Annotated in this window: 14 protein-coding genes; 10 read left to right on the top strand and 4 right to left on the bottom strand. The window is 58.1% G+C overall.

Annotated features, from left to right (window positions below; genetic code table 11):
* Nucleotides 1–80 precede the first annotated feature (80 nt).
* Both GS632_RS09555 and GS632_RS09550 read left to right on the top strand, forming a co-directional pair.
* On the top strand, nt 81–545 hold the full coding sequence (locus GS632_RS09555) for a (2Fe-2S)-binding protein (RefSeq protein WP_171175239.1): 465 nt from the start codon (nt 81–83) through the stop codon (nt 543–545).
* A 3-nt stretch (nt 546–548) separates the two neighbouring features.
* On the top strand, nt 549–2,789 hold the full coding sequence (locus GS632_RS09550) for a xanthine dehydrogenase family protein molybdopterin-binding subunit (protein WP_171721735.1): 2,241 nt from the start codon (nt 549–551) through the stop codon (nt 2,787–2,789).
* Between the two features lie 45 nt (nt 2,790–2,834).
* On the opposite strand, the gene GS632_RS09545 is transcribed toward GS632_RS09550, so the two are convergent.
* The 3 genes from GS632_RS09545 to GS632_RS09535 all read right to left on the bottom strand — a co-directional run bounded on the left by GS632_RS09545 (nt 2,835) and on the right by GS632_RS09535 (nt 6,469).
* Nucleotides 2,835–3,608, bottom strand: coding sequence for a gamma-glutamyl-gamma-aminobutyrate hydrolase family protein (locus GS632_RS09545; protein ID WP_171721736.1), 774 nt, complete (start codon nt 3,606–3,608; stop codon nt 2,835–2,837).
* A gap of 220 nt (nt 3,609–3,828) precedes the next feature.
* Entirely contained in the window at nt 3,829–4,254 is a 426-nt protein-coding gene (locus tag GS632_RS09540; RefSeq protein WP_171237262.1) for a heme-binding protein, read from the bottom strand.
* Nucleotides 4,255–4,333: 79 nt separating this feature from the next.
* Complete coding sequence (locus tag GS632_RS09535; RefSeq protein ID WP_171237261.1) at nt 4,334–6,469, bottom strand: malate synthase G; 2,136 nt, start codon at nt 6,467–6,469, stop codon at nt 4,334–4,336.
* A 209-nt stretch (nt 6,470–6,678) separates the two neighbouring features.
* Here GS632_RS09535 and pepN point away from each other — a divergent pair, with 209 nt between their 5' ends.
* The 7 genes from pepN (at nt 6,679) to GS632_RS09500 (ending at nt 15,948) form a co-directional block, all read left to right on the top strand.
* Nucleotides 6,679–9,231: an aminopeptidase N gene (pepN, locus tag GS632_RS09530; protein ID WP_171721737.1), complete on the top strand. Its 2,553-nt coding sequence runs from the start codon at nt 6,679–6,681 to the stop codon at nt 9,229–9,231.
* Entirely contained in the window at nt 9,228–9,656 is a 429-nt protein-coding gene (locus tag GS632_RS09525) for a hypothetical protein (RefSeq protein ID WP_171175252.1), read from the top strand. The genes pepN and GS632_RS09525 overlap by 4 nt, the downstream gene beginning before the upstream one ends.
* Nucleotides 9,657–9,785: 129 nt before the next feature.
* On the top strand, nt 9,786–11,045 hold the full coding sequence (locus GS632_RS09520) for a hypothetical protein (RefSeq protein WP_171721738.1): 1,260 nt from the start codon (nt 9,786–9,788) through the stop codon (nt 11,043–11,045).
* A gap of 81 nt (nt 11,046–11,126) precedes the next feature.
* Nucleotides 11,127–12,638, top strand: coding sequence for an Asp-tRNA(Asn)/Glu-tRNA(Gln) amidotransferase subunit GatB (gene gatB, locus GS632_RS09515; RefSeq protein WP_171721739.1), 1,512 nt, complete (start codon nt 11,127–11,129; stop codon nt 12,636–12,638).
* Between the two features lie 150 nt (nt 12,639–12,788).
* Nucleotides 12,789–14,045, top strand: a complete 1,257-nt coding sequence (gene pepT, locus GS632_RS09510; protein ID WP_171620635.1) for a peptidase T — start codon at nt 12,789–12,791, stop codon at nt 14,043–14,045.
* An 80-nt stretch (nt 14,046–14,125) separates the two neighbouring features.
* Complete coding sequence (locus GS632_RS09505; protein WP_171235540.1) at nt 14,126–14,545, top strand: DUF4177 domain-containing protein; 420 nt, start codon at nt 14,126–14,128, stop codon at nt 14,543–14,545.
* A gap of 326 nt (nt 14,546–14,871) precedes the next feature.
* Complete coding sequence (locus GS632_RS09500) at nt 14,872–15,948, top strand: PLP-dependent cysteine synthase family protein (protein ID WP_171175263.1); 1,077 nt, start codon at nt 14,872–14,874, stop codon at nt 15,946–15,948.
* A gap of 12 nt (nt 15,949–15,960) precedes the next feature.
* Here the strand turns inward: GS632_RS09500 and GS632_RS09495 are convergent, their stop codons facing one another.
* Complete coding sequence (locus tag GS632_RS09495; RefSeq protein ID WP_171237257.1) at nt 15,961–16,215, bottom strand: BolA family transcriptional regulator; 255 nt, start codon at nt 16,213–16,215, stop codon at nt 15,961–15,963.
* Nucleotides 16,216–16,323: 108 nt separating this feature from the next.
* On the opposite strand from GS632_RS09495, the gene GS632_RS09490 reads away from it, so the two are divergent.
* Complete coding sequence (locus GS632_RS09490; protein WP_171175272.1) at nt 16,324–16,950, top strand: J domain-containing protein; 627 nt, start codon at nt 16,324–16,326, stop codon at nt 16,948–16,950.
* Nucleotides 16,951–16,959 lie beyond the last annotated feature (9 nt).

The following is a 16,959-nucleotide window of genomic DNA, read 5'->3' as shown; positions in this document are numbered from 1 at the left end:
TTTGTTGAAATTGTCAATTGACAGCATGACACTTTTCGCTAAATATGTCAGAAACTAGCCACAGCAAGAAGAGGTGCGCCATGGCGACGGCCCTTAAGATCAATGGAAAGCAACATCAGGTAGACCTGCCTGATGACGTCCCCCTGCTCTGGGTTCTGCGGGATGAGGTCGGATTGACCGGCACTAAATTCGGCTGCGGCGTTGCCGCCTGCGGAGCATGCACCGTTCATATCGACGGCGAGGCCGTGCGGTCCTGTCAGGTCGCGTTGTCGGATGTTTGGGGTGACGTGACCACAATTGAAGGCATCGGAGCACCAGACACCCTAGCCGCCATCCAGCAAGCTTGGGTCGATCATCAGGTTGCGCAATGCGGATATTGCCAGTCTGGACAGATCATGCAGGCCACTGCCTTGCTGGCAGAAAACCCGGCACCTACCGATGCAGACATCGATGAAGCAATGCAGGGCAACCTTTGCCGCTGTGGCACTTACCCCCGCATCCGGGCCGCAATCCACGACGCAGCGTCCAAGCTGAAGGAGGCATAAGCTATGGGTAAAGTTGGCAAAATCCTCCGTCGCACGTTCCTGATCGGCTCTGCTGCAATTGTTGGCGGTGTGGCCTTTGGCGCATATTACGTCACCCGCCCAGCCGCCAATCCGCTAAAACCCGGTGAAGGTCAGGCCGCGCTGAACCCGTTCGTATTGATCGATCAAAATGGCGTCACCCTGTTCGCCCCCCGCGCTGAAATGGGTCAGGGCGTGAAAACCACTTGGGCCGCGCTGATTGCCGAGGAACTGGACGTCGACCTGGATCAGATCACCGTTCTGCATGGCCCGGCGGCAGCGGCCTATTACAACTCCGCCCTGGTGGGCGAAGGACTGCCCAACAAGGGTTATGACATCTCGAATTTCCAGCACAATTTGGGTGAAGCACTGGGCGTTTTGGGCAAGACGCTGAGCCTGCAGGTCACTGGTGGTTCGACCTCGATGAAAGACGGGTTCGAGCGGATGCGGCAAGCTGGTGCTTCGGCGCGCGAAACGCTGAAACGCGCAGCCGCAGATCGGTTAGGCGTTGATCCTTTAGAGCTGCAAACAGCCTCGGGCCACGTTATTGCGCCCAACGGCGACAAGATTGCCTATTCCGAGCTTGCCGAGGATGCAGCTGGATTGGAACCGGTCGAAGTGCCTTTGCGCGATCCGTCCGAGTGGCGCTATCTGGGCCGGACCCAACCGCGTCTGGACATGGTTGGCAAGGTGACCGGCACGGCCGAGTTCGGCGTTGATGTCCGCCTGCCGGGCATGAAATTCGCGGCCGTACGCATTAACCCCAAATTGGGCGGCGCGATGAATGGCTTTGATGACGGTGCCGCCCAATCCATGCCAGGGGTCGAGAAGATTGTCGATCTGGGTACAGGTGTGGCCGTGATCGCCAACAACACCTGGTTGGCAAACCAAGCGGTTGAGGCCATCGACGTTGACTGGGGCGACGCGCCCTATCCACCGGAAACCGACGGTATCTTTGCCAAGATAGCCGAGGCGTTTGACGACGCGCCGAATTCGACCATGCGCGACGACGGCGATGTCAGCGTGACGCCCGAGGGCGCGACGGAAATCACCGCCGAATACCAAGTGCCCTATCTGGCCCACGCCACGATGGAGCCGATGAATGCCACCGCACTGTATACCGGAAATGCAGTGGAGCTGTGGTGCGGCAATCAGGCCCCGACCCTGATTCAGTTCCGTGTCGCGAACACCGCCAATCTGGACACGGACGCGGTGCAGATTCACACCACCTATCTGGGGGGCGGATTTGGCCGCCGGGGCGAGTTGGATTTTGGCGAGATCGCCACCAAGGTTGCCATGGCCATGCCCGGCACGCCGGTTCAGACGACCTGGAGCCGCGAAGAAGACATGCGCCATGATTATTACCGCCCCGGCGCAATCGCTCGGATGCGTGGTGCAGTGCACGACGGCAAAGCCGTTATAATCGACGGCAAGGTTGCTTCGCAATCCCCAACCCAGCAGGCGGTTGAACGCTACACCGGCTTCCCCGGTGGCGGCCCCGACAAGGTGCTGGTCGAAGGATTCTTTAACCAACCCTACGCAGTGCCAAACTATCGCATGAGTGGTCATATCGCGGATCTGGCCGTCCCGGTGGGCTTCTGGCGCTCGGTCGGTAACAGCCACAATGGCTTTTTCCATGAGACATTCATGGATGAAATGGCCCATGCCGCAGGGCGCGACCCGCTGGAGTTTCGACTTGAGTTGATGAAGTCCGAACACGCCCCCTCTGCCGGGTGTCTTGAAGCCGTGAAAGAGATGTCGGGCTGGACCGGCAAAACGCCTGATGGCGTAGGCCGGGGTGTCGCCTTTGCCTACAGCTTTGGCACACCCGTGGCACAAGTGATCGAGGTCGTCGACGAAGACGGCACCATCCGCATCAACAAGGCGTGGATCGCCTGCGACATGGGGCTTGCGCTGGATCCTGACAACGTCAAGGCGCAGATGTTCGGCGGCATGATCTATGGCCTGTCCGCCGCGTGCTATGGCGAAATCACCTTTGCAGATGGCGAAGCGGAACAGTTCAATTTCCCTGACTATGACGCCATTCGCATGCACACGGCCCCGCAGGTCGAGGTGCGCGTTCTCGAAACCAACCGCCACATGGGTGGCGCAGGAGAGCCCGGCACGCCCCCCTCGATGCCCGCGCTCGGAAATGCCCTGTTTGATCTGACCGGAGAACGCGCCCGCAGCCTGCCGCTGATCAATCAGTTCAACCTGCTGGTTTGATCAGAAAACGTCGGCTCGCCGCCCCCTCGGCGCGCCGGCGTAAAACTACGCGGTTTTCTGGAACACCTGCGCACCCTTGGACCAGGCTTGCACTGCTGCACCAAAAGCCTCGAACAGAGGGCGCGACACCGGGTCGTTTATGGCATCCCATTCGGGGTGCCACTGAACGGACAGCGTAAAGCCAGGCGCGTCCTTGATATAGATCGCCTCGGGCGTGCCGTCGGGCGCGTGACCGTCAATGACGACGCGCTCGCCAATGGTCTTGATGCCCTGCCCGTGTAGCGTGTTGGTCATGACCTCGGTCGCACCAAACAGGTCATGGAACACGCCGCCTTCATCCAGTGTTACAACATGCCGCAGCGCAAATTTCTCTTCTAGCGTACCGTCGGGCGGCATCCGGTGGTTCATGCGCCCCGGCAAGTCCCGGATCTCGGGATACAGCGTTCCACCCATCGCCACATTGACCTCTTGAAACCCGCGGCAGATGCCCAGAAACGGTTGTCCACGTTCCACACAGGCGCGAACCAGCGGCAGAGTGATGGCGTCGCGTGCCCGGTCGAACTCTCCATGCGCTTCGGTTTCAGGTTCACCGTATTCTTCCGGATGCACATTAGGGCGACCGCCGGTCAGCAGAAAGCCGTCGCAGACCTCCAGCAACTCATCGACCGTCACATAGCGCGGGTCCGCAGGGATCAGCAGCGGCAGACATCCCGACACATTGGCAACCGCGTCCGAATTCATCGTCCCACCCGCATGTGTCGGGTATTGGTCATTCATGAGATACGAGTTGCCGATGATACCGACGACAGGACGAGACATTCCGCTTTCCTTGTTGTTCCATTGCTTAACATGGAAGCTAGCGGCAGCCTCTCAGACGTGCAAGAATACACGCCCTGCATGACAGCGCAGGGACGTGTTCGACAATGCACAACGAGATCCTGAAACTCACCCAATAGGCAAAACTAAATTCCCAATAATGGCTAAATTTTGGGAAATTTTTCTGTAAATTGGTGATTCCGCGGATGAAGCTCTCGAAGCGTTAAATTTCGCCGATCAAGCCAGCTGCCTCAATTCCCGCCATTGCAGCCACTGCATCATTGTCCGAGGTGTCACCTGTGACTCCGACAGCCCCGATCACAGCGCCTTTCCGGTCGCGCAACAGAACACCACCTGGAACCGGGACGACCTGCCCGCCATAGACGCCATTCACTGCAGCCATGAAATAGGCCTGCGCCTCGGCGCGCTGCATCTGCGCAGTCCCGGCCATGCCCAACATGACCGAGCCATAGGCCTTGCCATGCGCAATCGCGAAACGACCCGGGGCGGCACCGTCTTCGCGTTCGAAGGCGATGACATGACCGCCCGCATCGAGAACCACGACAGACAGAGGTTTCAACTCCATCTCGCGCCCCTTCTCAAGAGCCTTACGAATGATGGTGCGCGCTTTGCGCAAAGAAATAGCCATCTCTGATCCCTTTCATTTGGATAAAACCTTCTTTGGAAAACAAGGGGTAGATACTACCCCTTGCCCCGACCCAAACCGTTTACGCCCGGCTTGCCTTCAACTCCAGACGACGGGCGTGCAGAACCGGCTCGGTATAGCCCGAAGGCTGCACCCGCCCCTTGAACACCAGATCGCAGGCTGCCTGAAAGGCGATGCCGTCAAAGCTTGGCGCCATAGGCGTATAGCTGGGGTCGCTGTCGTTCTGACGATCCACGACGGCCGCCATCTTCTGCAGCGCGGCCATTACCTGTGCTTCGTCCACGATGCCATGGTGCAGCCAATTGGCCAGCGCCTGAGACGAAATCCGGCAGGTTGCGCGGTCTTCCATGAGACCGATGTCGTTGATGTCCGGCACCTTGGAGCAGCCCACGCCCTGATCGACCCAGCGCACCACATAGCCGAGAATGCCCTGAGCGTTGTTTTCGACCTCACGAGTGATTTCATCGTCGCCTAAATTCCGACCATCCAGCAGTGGAATGGTCAGCAGGTCATCCAGCGTACCGCGCGCACCTCCGGCAGCCAGTTCATCCTGGCACGCAAGCACATCAACCTTGTGATAATGCGTCGCGTGCAGCGTCGCGGCGGTTGGCGAAGGCACCCAGGCGCAGGTCGCGCCAGACATCGGGTGCCCGATCTTGGCGTCTAGCATGTCGCCCATGCGATCCGGCATCGCCCACATGCCCTTGCCAATCTGCGCTTTGCCTTTCAAGCCGCAGGCCAAGCCGATATCGACGTTGCGATCTTCGTATGAGGCAATCCAGGGCGTATTTTTAATATCGCCTTTGGGCAGCATTGGGCCGGCTTCCATTGACGTGTGGATTTCATCCCCGGTCCGGTCCAAAAAACCGGTGTTGATGAACGCCACGCGCGACTTCGCCGCCCGAATACATTCTTTGAGGTTGGCCGAGGTGCGCCGTTCCTCATCCATGATGCCCAGCTTCACGGTGTTGCGGGGCAAGCCAAGAATGTCTTCGACCATGTCGAAAATCTCGACCGAGAACGCAACTTCCTTGGGCCCGTGCATCTTGGGCTTTACGACGTAGACCGAACCTTCGACCGAGTTACCGCCTTCGCGCTTCAGATCGTGCATGGCGATCAAAGTGGTGCACAGTGCATCCATCAGCCCTTCACCGATCTCGCGCCCCTCTGCGTCCAGCACAGCCGGGTTGGTCATCAGGTGGCCTACATTACGCACCAGCATCAGCGACCGGCCTTTCAGCGTGGCCTGACCGCCTGACGATGTAGTGAAGCTCAGGTCGTCAGCCAGCTTGCGGGTGAACGTGGTGCCGCCTTTTGTCACCTCTTCGGTCAGGTCGCCTTTCATCAGACCCAGCCAATTGCCATAGGCTACCACCTTGTCGGCGGCATCGACACAGGCGACCGAGTCCTCGCAGTCCATGATCGTCGACAACGCTGATTCAAGCCGGACGTCTGCGATTCCGGCGGGGTCGGTTGCACCAATGGTGCTTGAAGGGTCAATCATGATCTGAATGTGCAGACCATTGTTTTTCAGCAGTACGAATTCCGGCGTGTCCGCCGCACCACCGAATCCGGCAAATTGCGCGGGGTTGGCCAGGGCCGGCACAATCCCTTTGTCCTTTACAGTCAGGCTGGACACATCCGCCCAAGACCCAGATGCCAACGGCACAACATCGTCCAGAAAGGCTTTGGCCCACGCGATCACACGCGCGCCACGCGCGGCGTCATAGCTACCTCCTGTCGGCAAATCACCCATAGCGTCGGTTCCATAAAGCGCGTCGTACAGACTGCCCCAACGGGCATTGGCAGCATTCAAGGCAAAACGGGCATTTGTGATCGGCACCACAAGCTGCGGTCCTGGGGTCAGGGCGATCTCGGGGTCGACATTTTCCGTTTCGATCTGGAAGCGATCCTTTTCTGGAACCAGATAACCGATCTCTTTCAGGAAAGCCTGATATTCGGCCGGGTCGATTTCCTGCCCCCTGCGGGCCATATGCCAGCCATCGACACGGCTTTGAATCTCGGACCGTTTCGCCAGAAGGTCGCGGTTCTTCGGCCCAAGCTCATTCACCATCCGTGCCAGACCTGCCCAGAACTGCTGAGGAGACACATCCGTACCTGGAAGCGCCTGCGTCTCTATAAACTCTGCCAATATCGGATCGATCTGCAGCCCGCTCAGAGTCTGTCTGCCAGTCATGTTACCGCTCTCCCACAATTGTGTGCCACTGTATGCTTTGATGCATTTAGGCGGAAAGTTTCCGATGGGCAACTTTTGACGCGCGGTTTGCAATGTTTGGTTTTCCCGGAGGCTGCTTGAAAATCACCAAGCGAATGAAGCGGGCCAGTTGCAGCCCCTGACCGAAGCCCCTAACGTCGCGCCAAACCCGTACGGATACGAGGCCCCAGATGCGCGACGCTGCACCCACAACAATTTACCTGAAAGACTACACGCCGTTTGGCTATCTGGTGGACAGCGTGCACCTGACTTTTGACCTTGCAGACCACGCCACCCGAGTCACATCCCGCATCGCTTTCCGCCCAAACCCCGATGCCACGGAGCGGACCTTCTTTCTGCACGGGGAAGACCTCGCGCTGATCAGCGCCTCGATCAACGGCGCTGAAGTCACGCCGGATGTGACAGACAAGGTCCTGACAGTCGACATACCGGATGAACCCTTCATCTGGGAGGCCGAAGTCGAGATCGATCCCGGCAATAACACCGCGCTGGAAGGGCTTTACATGTCGAACGGCATGTACTGCACGCAATGCGAGGCAGAGGGGTTTCGCAAAATCACCTATTACCCCGACCGCCCGGACGTCATGTCCACCTTTACCGTGCGTATCAACGGCGACCTTCCGGTATTGTTGTCCAACGGCAACCCGTCGGGCAAGGGTGAAGGCTGGGCCGAATGGACCGACCCATGGCCCAAGCCGGCCTATCTGTTTGCACTGGTCGCAGGAGACCTGATCGCCCACCCCGGCCAATTCACCACCAAGTCGGGCCGCGACGTGGAATTGAACCTGTGGGTTCGTCCCGGCGATGAAGGCAAATGCGCCTTTGGCATGGAAGCCTTGAAAAAATCGATGAAATGGGACGAGGACGTCTATGGCCGCGAATACGATCTAGACGTATTCAACATTGTCGCCGTGGACGATTTCAACATGGGCGCAATGGAAAACAAGGGGCTGAACATCTTTAACTCGTCGGCTGTTCTGGCCAGCCCCGAAACCTCGACCGATGCGAATTTCGAACGCATCGAAGCAATTATCGCACATGAATATTTTCACAACTGGACCGGCAACCGCATCACCTGCCGCGACTGGTTTCAGCTGTGTCTGAAAGAAGGACTGACGGTATTTCGCGATGCGCAGTTCACATCCGATATGCGCTCGGCACCGGTGAAACGCATCCACGACGCCATAGACCTGCGCGCGCGCCAGTTCCCCGAAGACAACGGCCCCCTGTCACACCCGGTTCGCCCCGAGAGCTTTCAGGAGATCAACAACTTCTACACCGCGACCGTCTATGAGAAAGGTGCCGAAGTAATCGGAATGCTGAAACGCTTGGTCGGGGATGACGCCTATGCCAAAGCGCTGGACCTGTACTTTGACTGCCATGACGGCCAAGCCTGCACCATCGAGGACTGGATCAAGGTCTTTGAAGACACCACCGGCCGCGATCTGACTCAATTCCAGCGCTGGTACAGCCAATCGGGTACGCCACGCGTCACCGTTTCAGAAAACTGGGCGGACGGCATTTATACCCTGACGTTGAAACAGCGCACCGAGCCGACGCCGGGGCAAATTGAAAAGCAGCCTCAGGTGATCCCAGTTTCCGTGGGCCTGTTGGGGGCCAATGGGGATGAGGTCCGCCCAACCGAAGTGTTGGAACTGACTGAAGCTGAGCAAAGCTTTCAATTCACCGAGCTCGCCGCGAAACCCACACCGTCGATCCTGCGTGATTTCTCAGCGCCGGTTATTCTTGAGCATGATGTCAGCAACGCCGAGCGCGCTTTTCTGCTGGCTCACGATACAGATCCGTTTAACCGCTGGCAGGCTGGGCGGTCTTTGGCGCAAGATACTTTGCTGCGAATGATCCTGGATGATGCCGCACCAGATGCCGATTACATTGATGGGTTGCTGGCTGTACTGCGCGACGGGGATTTGGATCCAGCGTACCGGGCCTTGATGCTGGGGCTACCGACGCAATCGGAACTGGCGGCAAGCCTTTTTGAACGCGGCCATACCCCCGATCCGATGATGATCTGGACGGCAATTGAGACGCTGCGGCAGGCAACAGCCCAGCATGTACAGGATCTGTTGCCCCGGCTACACAGCGAAGCCTTGGTGGATGGCCCCTATGCGCCGGACGCTGCGCAATCCGGCAAACGCGCTCTTGGCAGCGCCGCGCTGGCGCTGACCACCCGACTGGATGGCGGAGCAATGGCGGCTGAGGCGTATGGCAATGCAGATAACATGACCCTGCAACTGACCGCCTTGTCCTGCCTGCTGCGCGCACGCAAAGGTGAGGCCGAATTGGCCGCGTTCTACAGCCAGTGGCAGCATGACCGTCTTGTCATGGACAAATGGTTTGGCCTTCAAGTGGCAATGGCCGGGCCTGAGGCAACACCCGGTGTGGCACAATCTCTGACGCAGCACGCTGACTTCAACTGGAAGAACCCCAATCGCTTCCGCGCAGTAATGGGCGCACTGGCCATGAACCACGCCGGTTTCCATCAGCCTGACGGTGCAGGCTATGCCCTGCTAGCCGATTGGCTGATCCGGCTGGACCCGGTGAACCCACAAACCACTGCGCGGATGTGTTCTGCATTTCAAACGTGGAAACGATATGATGCAGATCGACAGGAGTTAATGCGCGCGCAGCTTTCTCGCGTTGCCGAAACCCCAAACCTGTCGCGTGACACCAGCGAAATGGTGTCGCGCATCCTTGGCGCATGACTGACTACTCTTTTGCCCGGCAGAACCGGAGCACACGCACTTTGGTCATCCTGGCCAGCGTTTATGCAGGTTTGATGACTCTGGTCCTGCTGTTTGACGCAGCGTGGTGGATCGTCTGGCTGCTGGCACTGGCCACCCTGCCCGCAGTTTGGGACGTGGTTCAAAACACGCGCGCAGGCGTTCAGATCGACCAGACCGCCATTCGCTGGTTCACTGGCAAGCGCCAGGGTGAAATCATGCTGAACGACATTGATTTCTTTCGTTTTGACACCCGCTGGGACTTTTCCGTGCGTGTCTCGATCGTCTTGGAATCGGGCAAGCGAATCCGTTTACCGGACGAGTCGCTCCCGCCGCACCGAGAACTGGAACCCGTTCTGACACAGGCCGGTTTTCGCGTAGAGCGCCATCATTTCACTGTTTTCTGAAACACTGGTCCCTTGATCGCCGGATTGGACACTAAAGTCGAAAACTGTTAAGCATTTAACTTGATCTGAGCCCAATATCTCGCCAGATTTATAAGCAGTTCAGTGTTTTTACAGTTTTCGAGTTTTGCCATGTTTCGGTCGTTTAGGGCATTGTTTGCCCAGAAATCAGCCTCATCTGCCCCAACCGCACCAGATTTGTGCGCAACGCAGTCTGCTTTGGCTGCTGCTTTGCCGGATCAAGGGCAACTCAACATTCCTGTTGCGCGAACAGGTGATGAAAACCTGATCGGACATTCCACAATCGAGCACGGCCGTCACCTTGCCAGACAAGATCGTTGGGAAGATCTTTCCAAGGAGATGCGCGCGGCGGATCAGGATCGTGCTGCGATGTCGGACGGAATGCCGATTGCCGACCTTCTGGCATTTGGGGCCAGATCGGATGTGGTGCTGGCTGCGGAACATGCGCTGACGGATGGAAAGGCCATTTCGGACTATGACCTGTTGGGAGGTATATCTGAGCTTGAAGGCGAAATGGCAGACTTTCCCGATGATCCGATGATCGCTACTGTCGTGGCCCTTGCCCATATCGATCTGGCCTGGGCGTGGCGCGGAACCGCCTCGGACGCGGCACTGCCGCCGTTGCACCGATCGCGCTGTGCGGCGCATTTCGACCGGGCCGCGTCGATCTTGCCCAAATGCCGGGCTGATGCCCCGGACAGCCCGCTGATTGCTGCGGCAAGCTGCGCGCTTTTGGCCGGTCAGCGCAGATCCAATGCGCGTGTGTCAGACGAATACGAGCGTCTGATCACACTGGATCCGCGCAACCAACGGCACATGCGTGCCATGGGCAGCCATCTGTTGCCCCGGTGGTTCGGAAGCTACGAAGAGCTGGAATTGCAAGCGATGCGCACTGCGGCTCGGACCCAGGGCGTATGGGGTGCTGGCGGCTACACTTGGGTCCAATTCGACGCCATTGCATTGGATGAAGAAGCCTGTGCGCGTGTCGATACCGAGTATTTCCTGGACGGTTTGCGCGACATCGTGCGACTGCGGCCCGACCAGCAAATGATCAATATGCTCTCGGCCTATTGTGCAATCACCATCCAGAACGGACGAGGACTGAACGAACAAGCCGACCAGTTCCGCGCACAGATGCGCGAGACCGCCAACTGGTTGATCCGCGACCACTTGACCGAGTTGCATCCCATGATCTGGGCCCACGCGACCGCAGGGTTCAACAACTCTGTCCGCATCAACTCGCCCGAGCGGTTTGCCGCGCGGGGTCAGCGGGATGCATTGCGGGCAATCTCGGATCTGTTCCGGGACGAATTGCGTAGCGGTATGGATGTGACCTTCACACCAACGGGCCTACAGTTTTCCCAGAACTGAACGCGTCAGGATTCCCCCTTGCCCCTAGGCCCTGCCGGGCCTAATACGCAGGCTTAGACTTCTGCGGAAATGAGGCGCGCCATGCTCGATCTGACATACGAAATGCCCAAACCCAAGACCATTGCCGGGGCCAAGCACGACTGGGAACTGGTGATCGGGATGGAGGTGCACGCTCAGGTCTCGTCCAATGCCAAGCTGTTTTCTGGTGCGTCGACCCAATTCGGGGCCGAACCGAACTCGAACGTGGCCTTCGTCGACGCGGCGATGCCGGGAATGCTGCCTGTGATCAACGAATATTGCGTTGAACAGGCTGTGCGCACCGGGCTGGGCCTGAAGGCGGACATCAACTTGAAATCGGCGTTCGACCGCAAGAACTATTTCTACCCCGACCTACCGCAGGGCTATCAGATTTCGCAGCTGTACCACCCCATCGTGGGCGAAGGCGAAGTGCTGGTTGAGATGGGTGACGGCACCGCGCGCATGGTTCGCATCGAACGCATCCACATGGAGCAGGACGCGGGCAAATCAATCCACGACATGGACCCGCATATGTCCTTTGTTGACCTGAACCGGACCGGCGTTTGCCTGATGGAGATTGTCAGCCGCCCCGATATTCGCGGGCCGGAAGAGGCCGCCGCCTATATCGCCAAACTGCGCCAGATCATGCGTTACTTGGGCACCTGCGATGGCAACATGCAGAACGGCAACCTGCGCGCCGACGTGAACGTATCGATCTGTTTGCCGGGTGCCTATGAGAAGTATCAGGAAACGCAGGATTTCTCGCATCTTGGCACGCGGTGTGAGATCAAGAACATGAACTCGATGCGCTTTATCCAGCAAGCGATCGAGGTCGAAGCCCGCCGCCAGATCGCCATCGTCGAAGGGGGCGGTGAGCTCGAACAGGAAACCCGCCTGTATGACCCGGACAAGGGCGAGACCCGCTCGATGCGGTCCAAGGAAGAGGCGCACGATTATCGTTACTTCCCCGACCCTGATCTGCTGCCGCTGGAAATCGAACAAGCGTGGGTCGACGACATCGCCGCGAAGCTGCCCGAACTGCCCGACGAGAAGAAGGCACGTTTTATCAGCGAATTCGGCCTGACCGACTATGACGCATCGGTTCTGACCGCCGAAGTGGAATCGGCTGCGTATTTCGAAGAGGTCGCCAAGGGCCGTAACGGGAAACTGGCTGCGAACTGGGTCATCAACGAACTGTTCGGCCGGTTGAAAAAAGAAGACCACGACATCACCGACTCGCCGGTTTCTCCGGCGCAGTTGGGTGGGATCATCGATCTGATTTCGTCGGATGCCATTTCGGGCAAGATCGCCAAGGACCTTTTCGAGATCGTCTATACCGAAGGCGGTGATCCGGCGCAGATCGTCGAAGACCGCGGCATGAAGCAGGTGACCGATACCGGCGCCATCGAAGCTGCTCTGGATGAAATCATTGCCGCCAACCCGGCGCAGGTTGAAAAGGCCAAAGTGAACCCGAAGCTGGCGGGCTGGTTTGTCGGTCAGGTCATGAAGGCGACGGGAGGCAAGGCGAACCCGAAGGCCGTGAACGAACTGGTCAGCAAAAAGCTTGGGTCGTAACCCGTTTTATGTGTACAGGTCTGCCAGCGGCAACGCGTGGATTTGTACACATCGTATTCTCACGAAATCTTAAGACTGGGGGGGGGCAAGCCATCGGCTTGACTTCCCCCTGTTCGCGCTCTTTCTTCGCCTCCAGAGAGGTTAGGTATCATGCAGAACAGATTTGATCAGGAACTCGAAGACCGGCTGGTGCGATACGCGGCCATTGACAGTCAGAGTGACGAGACTTCCCCTACAACCCCAAGCACGCAAATCCAGTTCGACATGCTGAACCTGTTGCGCGACGAGCTGGCCCAGATCGGCGCGCAGGATATCGAGATCACAGGCGATAGCGTGGTGGTTGCAACCATTCCCGGAAACGCTCAGGGGCCGACAGTGGGCTTTTTGGCGCATGTGGATACGGCCCCACAGTTCAACGCCACAGGCGTCAAGCCGCGTGTCATCAAGGGATACAATGGCGGTGACATCTCATTCCCCGACGATCCTGATCTGGTTCTGTCGCCGGAAGAAAACCCCTATCTGGCCGAGAAAATTGGGCATGACCTGATCACCGCTTCAGGCACGACCCTGCTGGGTGCGGATGACAAGGCGGGCGTGTCGATCCTGATGACCATGGCGCGGCACCTGATCGAAAACCCGGATATTCCGCACGGACCGATCCGCATCGCCTTTACCCCGGATGAAGAGATCGGGCGCGGTGTAACCGAACAGCTGCCCAAGGATCTGGGCGCGGATTTCGCCTATACTCTGGACGGTCAGGAAGTGGGTGAGATCGAATATGAAAGCTTCTCAGCCGACCGTGCGGTGATCAAGATCGAAGGCGTTTCGATCCATCCCGGTTTAGCGAAAGACAAAATGGTGAACGCTGCACATCTGGCTGCAAAGATCGTTCAAACGCTGCCTCAGGCCACCATGACCCCGGAAACCACCGATGGGCGCGAAGGGTTCATCCATGTCACCGACATGAATGGCGGCTCTTCCGAGATGGAGATCAAACTGATCCTGCGTGATTTCGAGCTGGACGCACTGGAAGCCCAGCGCAACATCGTGCGTCAGGTGTGTGCCGCCGTACAGGCCACCGAACCACGCGCGACCATCACCTGCGAGATCAGCCATCAGTATCGCAATATGCGCTATTGGCTGGAAAACGACATGACGCCAGTCGATCTGGCCCGGGATGCCTGTCGCGAGTTGGGGATCGAACCTCTGTCCGTCCCGATCCGTGGCGGCACCGACGGGTCGCGCCTGACCGAGTTCGGCACCCCCTGCCCCAATCTGTTCACTGGGATGCAGTGTATTCACGGGCCGATGGAATGGATTTCGGTGCAGGACATGGCGCTGGCGACCGAACTGTGCCTGTCGGTTGTGACGAAGGCAGCACAGACTGGTGGCAATCATCAGGGCTGAAATCCGCCGGTTGGGCAACGGCTCTTTCCCTCGGGGATCAGCGTGTTAGTTTATCGCGAACAGGTGTTTAGGAACAGTTGATGCAGCGCTACGAATACAAGGTGATCCCCGCCCCACAAAAAGGTGTCAAAGCCAAGGGCGTCAAAACGGCTGAGGGTCGCTTTGCGGTCTCGGTTGAACAGGTCCTGAACCAAATGGGTCAGGACGGCTGGGAATACCAACGCGCCGAATTGCTGCCCAGCGAGGAACGCGCGGGCCTGACCGGATCGACCACAAACTGGCGCAACGTGCTGGTGTTCCGGCGCGTGGTGGAAGAAGAAGTTGACGCACCTGAAATCGGCACAGCACTAGATATGGACAGCACCCCGTTGGCCCAGCCAGTACCGGGCCCTGACGAGGTTCAAGCGCCGAAACCGATTGCGGCGGAAGCGGATGAACCGCCCTTGTCTTTGAAACGGTCTGATGAAACACCCGAGGCCGGTGAAATCTCAAAAACCTAATCTTTGTAGCAGGGATTGGTGTCTTTATCAGGACCCTTGACTGCCTGCTATATTGAGAAACCTCTAAGTCTTTTAAATTTACCACCCCTTCAATAAGGATTTTTTTTCGCAACCAGCGTCTAGATTTATCCCTTGATGGATCCAGCCCGCTTCGATCGCGAATGATCGGGACAGACGCTTTTCAACGCGTATTCTCGCCCGAAAAAGAACGGAAGTACCAAAAAATGGCAGCGACTTGAACACAAGCGGTAAACGCCATTTGAAAAAGGGATACGCCCCCCGAAAATCTATGGCATGTTAACTGAATAACCGGGAGGGACATCAAAATGGCTATTCGGCAAACGCAAGGGCGGGCACGCCTGTATGACAGCATTCTCGATACAGTAGGCGACACGCCTTGCATCCGGGTCAATCGGATCGTGCCAGAACATGTTACCGTCTATGTGAAGTTCGAAGCGTTCAATCCCGCCGGTTCGGTCAAGGACAGGCTGGCGCTGAATATCATCGAAGCAGCGGAACGCGACGGGCGATTGAAACCGGGTCAGACAGTTGTCGAGGCAACCTCGGGCAATACCGGCATCGGCCTTGCCATGGTTTGCGCGGCCAAGGGCTATCCGCTGGTTGTAACGATGGCAGAAAGTTTCTCGGTCGAGCGGCGCAAGCTGATGCGCTTTCTGGGGGCCAAGGTCGTTCTGACCCCCAAGGCGCAGAAAGGGTTTGGCATGTACACCAAGGCCAAGGAACTGGCCGAGGAAAACGGGTGGTTTCTGGCCAGCCAGTTCGAAACCTCTGCCAATGCCGATATCCATGAGAACACGACCGCGCGGGAAGTTCTTGCAGATTTCGAAGGGCAGCGACTGGACTACTGGGTGACCGGATACGGAACCGGCGGTACGGTTTCCGGTGTATCTCGCGTCCTGCGGAAAGAACGGCCGGAGACAAAGATCATCCTGACCGAACCAGCCAACGCCGCAATTGTGTCATCGGGGTACACCAACACCCGCAACGAGGATCATCAGCCGACCGAGAGCCACCCGAATTTCGAACCGCACCCGATTCAGGGATGGACGCCGGACTTCATTCCCTGGGTCCTGCAGGAAGCCATAGACAACGAATATTACGACGAACTGACCCCTGTGCCCGGACCCGAAGGGATCGCGTGGTCACGCCGACTTGCCTCGGAAGAAGGTATTTTTACCGGAATCTCGGGCGGGTCGACCTTTGCCGTCGCAATGAAGATGGCCGAATCCGCGCCAGAAGGATCCGTTTTTCTGGTCATGCTGCCGGACACTGGCGAGCGTTATTTGTCGACCCCTTTGTTCGAAGGCATCGAGGACGACATGACCGAAGAAGAATATGCGATTTCGGCATCAACGCCCTCGGCTCAGATGAGCGCAGACTGACGTTCTGCGCGTTCAAGTATCGATATCCAACGCCAGCGCGTGGATGCGTGGCACAATGTCACCCAACGCCTTGTGCACTGCGCGGTGACGGGCGACGCGGGATTGGCCTTCAAAAGCGGCGGCGCGGATGCGGACGTTGAAGTGGCTTTCACCACCATCCTGATAGCCCGCGTGGCCGCGATGGCTTTCGCTGTCGTCGATCACCTCAAGCTCGCGCGGGTCAAAGGCAGCTTGCAGGCAGGTTCGGATCTCGTCAGTCACGCTCATTTTTTCGCTCAGCGGTAAAAATTTTACCGCCCCCCTCTTCTACTTTCGGCTGCTTAGATTAAACTGCTGCCTCCGAGTCGAAAAGATGCGTTCGTGAGGATTGAGAGCATGGCGAAGTCAGACCCCTTCGGATTTGATATGTCCGTTTCCAGCGCCAAGAAAAAGAACCCGCGCGGGCGCCGGGGCATGTCAGGCGCGTCCGAGACGTCAGTCCGGATCTGTGATCATGAGGGCTGCAACGAGCCGGGCAAGTTCCGCGCACCCAAGGCACCGGATGTGCTGGATGATTTCTTCTGGTTCTGCCAGCAGCATGTGCGCGAATATAACCAAAAGTGGAACTTCTTCGACGGTACCACCGAGGCCGAACTGAACGCGCAGCGATCAAAGGACAAAGTCTGGGAACGTGAGACCAAGCCGATGGGCGACCCCGAGGCCCGTGCCTGGGCCCGTCTGGGCATTGAGGACCCGCATCAGGTGCTGGGCGCCAACAGCACGCAGAACAAAGGCCGCACTTCGGGTGGTGGTGGCCGGCGCCTGCCCCCCACCGAACGCCGTGCAATCGAGATTCTGGAAGCCAATGACAGCTGGTCCAAGGCAGAGGTGCGCAAGGCCTACAAGAAGTTGATCAAGGTTTTGCACCCGGACATGAATGGCGGTGATCGCTCGCAAGAAGAACAGCTGCAAGAGGTCGTCTGGGCCTGGGACCAGATCAAGGACAGCCGGAACTTCAAATAAATCTGCGAC

Source organism: Ruegeria sp. HKCCD7296 (genome assembly GCF_013110775.1).
Taxonomy (GTDB): Bacteria; Pseudomonadota; Alphaproteobacteria; order Rhodobacterales; family Rhodobacteraceae; genus Ruegeria.
The sequence above is the reverse complement of the archived record's forward strand: the minus strand, read 5'-3'. Positions and strand labels throughout refer to the sequence as shown.